Consider the following 2,483-nt stretch of genomic DNA (forward strand, 5'->3'; position numbering starts at 1 on the left):
CCGCCGCCCGGTGTCGTACGCGTCGTGAGCCGCTTCTTGCGCCGCCGGTACGCGACCGTCGCGGCCACCCCGGCCGCGCCCGCCGCCAGCACGGGCAGCACCAGGTCACCGGCGACGGACTCGTCACCCCCGCCGGGACCCCCGCCCGAATCGCCGCCGGGGTCGGCCGCCCCCGGGGTGAGGGACGGGGTCGGCACGGGGTCGCCCGAGAGGACCGCCCGGTAGCCGTCCGCGGCGCCGATGGCCGCCCCGGCCCAGTCGTTCTCGCGCAGGGCGGGCCGGATCGCGGTGGTGGCGACCTCCTGGAGCTGCGCGTCACTGAGCCGCGAGTCGTTGTCCACGGAGTAGGCGAACTGCCGGTCGTGGGTGGCGACGGCGAGCAGCACGTCATCCAGGCCCAGACCGTTGCGCTCGGCGGTGGCGTCCGCCCAGTCCTGCGGGGAACGGCCGGAGAAGTCACGTACGTACACCACGAAGAGCTGGACCGCCCGGTCGTCGTAGAGCCGGTCGAGGGCCCGCTCGGCGGCGTCCGCACGGTCCCCGAGCGCGCCCGCCCGGTCGGTGGTCTGGCCGGTGCGGGAGAGCGTGACGGGGTCGTCGGCGGCGGCGGGCGAGGGGCACAGCAGCGGGAACCAGGCGAGCAGCACGGCCACGGCGACCGCGGCTGCCCGCGAGGCTCTGGACGGGGTCGGCGTCACATTTGGGAGCGTATGACCCCATACGGGGTGTCGCGACCCGGGGGAGCGTGCCCTCAGGTCTGCCCGCTCCAGGCCCAGGGACGCGGCAGCCTCAGGGCGTGCTGCCGAACGAGCGGCGGTAGGAGCGGGGCGGCACCCCGCGGCGGCGCACGAACTGTTCGCGCAGGACGGCCGCGCTGCCGTACCCGACGCGGCGGGCGATCTCCTCCACCGGCAGGTCCGTGGTCTCCAGCAGCTCCTCGGCGCCGCTCAGCCGCAGGCTCCGCAGCCAGGCGTGCGGGGTGGTGCCGGTCGCCGCGGTGAAGCGGCGGGCGAAGGAGCGTTTGCTCATCATGGCGCGCCGGGCCAGCTCCGCGACGGGCAGCGGCTCGTGGAGGTGCGCACGGGCCCAGGCGAGCACGTCGGCGAGGCGCTCGTCACGGCAGTCCTCGGGGACGGGGGCGGCCAGATACTGCGCCTGCCCGCCGTCGCGGTGCGAGGGCAGCACCACGTCCCGGGCGACCGCGTTGGCCAGCGCGGCCCCGTGCTCGCGGCGCAGCAGATGCAGGCAGAGGTCGAAGCCCGCGGCGGCGCCCGCGCCCGTGATGACGCGTCCTTCGTCGACGTAGAGGGCGTCCGGTTCGACGGAGACGTCCGGGTGGCGGCGGGCGAGCAGATCGGCGAACCGCCAGTGCGTGGTGGCCCGCCGCCCATCCAGCAGCCCGGCGGCGGCGAGGGCGAAGGCGCCGACGCAGTGCGCCGCGACCAGCGCGCCGCGCTCGTGGGCGGCCGACAGCGCGTCGAGCACGGCGGGCGGCGGCGGGGTGCGGAAACCGGCCCCGGGCAGCGCGATGACCAGATCGGCGCGGGCGAGCCGGTCCAGGCCGTGCGCGATGGCGAGCGGCACGCCCAGATCGGTGGGCACGGCCCCCGGGCGGTCGGCGCACAGCACGAAGTCGAAGCCGGGCACGGCCTCGCCGTGCGGACCGAACACCTCGCTGACGATGCCGACGGCGAGCATGCCGACTCCCGGCGGGGTGTACGCGGCGACGGTCTCGAAGGGAGGCACGCGTGCAGTGTGGCAGCCGTGGCAGTAATCCTGCGATCAACGGCAGCTGTGCCACTCGTGCCCGTACGCACCGCCCGGCAGGATCAAGGCCATGACAGACGCACCGCTCGGCCGCAGCGCCAAGTACACGATCCTGACCACCGGTTACGTCGGCTCCACCGGCCCCGGAGTCGCCGCCACCGTCTCCTACATAGCCGACGCCGGACGGCACGTGATCTTCGACCCGGGCATGGTCGCGAGCCGGGACGACATCCTCGCCCCCCTCGCCGCGCTGGGGCTCGGCCCCGACGACATCACCGACGTGGTGCTCAGCCACCACCATCCCGACAACACCATGAACGTGGGCCTGTTCGGGCAGGCCCGGGTGCACGACCACAAGGTGGAGTACCGCGGCGACCAGTGGAGCAACCGCGACGCGGAGGGCTACGAACTCACCCCCTCACTCCGGCTGATCCGCACCCCCGGCCACAGCACCGAGGACATCACGCTGCTCGCGGGGACGGACGACGGCGTGGTGGCCTTCGCCGGTGACCTGTGGTGGCACGCGCAGGGCCCGGTGGACGACCCGGTCGCCCCGGACCGCGAGATACTGCGCGCCTCCCGGCAGCGGGTCATCAAGACCGCCGACCTGATCGTGCCGGGCCACGGCGGCCCGTTCCGGCCGGACGACAGCACGCCCCGCTAGGTACGGTGATCACCTGCGGAGGCTCCAGGGGCGGGCCCGCACGGGGGAGGGG

At 75.1% G+C, this 2,483-nt stretch carries 3 protein-coding genes; 1 reads left to right on the forward strand and 2 read right to left on the reverse strand.

Features of this window, described 5'->3' with window-relative positions:
• Together GKQ77_RS31495 and GKQ77_RS31500 are read right to left on the reverse strand one after the other, a co-directional pair.
• Window positions 1-698, reverse strand: a 698-nt coding sequence (locus tag GKQ77_RS31495) for a TPM domain-containing protein (protein ID WP_219692529.1), incomplete at its 3' end; no start/stop codon positions are given.
• A 91-nt stretch (window positions 699-789) separates the two neighbouring features.
• Window positions 790-1,698, reverse strand: a complete 909-nt coding sequence (locus GKQ77_RS31500; protein ID WP_219692531.1) for a GlxA family transcriptional regulator — start codon at window positions 1,696-1,698, stop codon at window positions 790-792.
• A gap of 139 nt (window positions 1,699-1,837) precedes the next feature.
• Between GKQ77_RS31500 and GKQ77_RS31505 the strand changes: the two genes are divergently transcribed.
• Window positions 1,838-2,431 carry an MBL fold metallo-hydrolase gene (locus GKQ77_RS31505; protein ID WP_219692530.1) on the forward strand — a complete coding sequence of 198 codons (594 nt, stop codon included), beginning with the start codon at window positions 1,838-1,840 and terminating at the stop codon, window positions 2,429-2,431.
• Window positions 2,432-2,483: the final 52 nt, after the last annotated feature.

The sequence above is a fragment of the Streptomyces anatolicus genome (assembly GCF_019400875.1).
GTDB classification, from domain to species: Bacteria; Actinomycetota; Actinomycetes; order Streptomycetales; family Streptomycetaceae; genus Streptomyces; species Streptomyces anatolicus.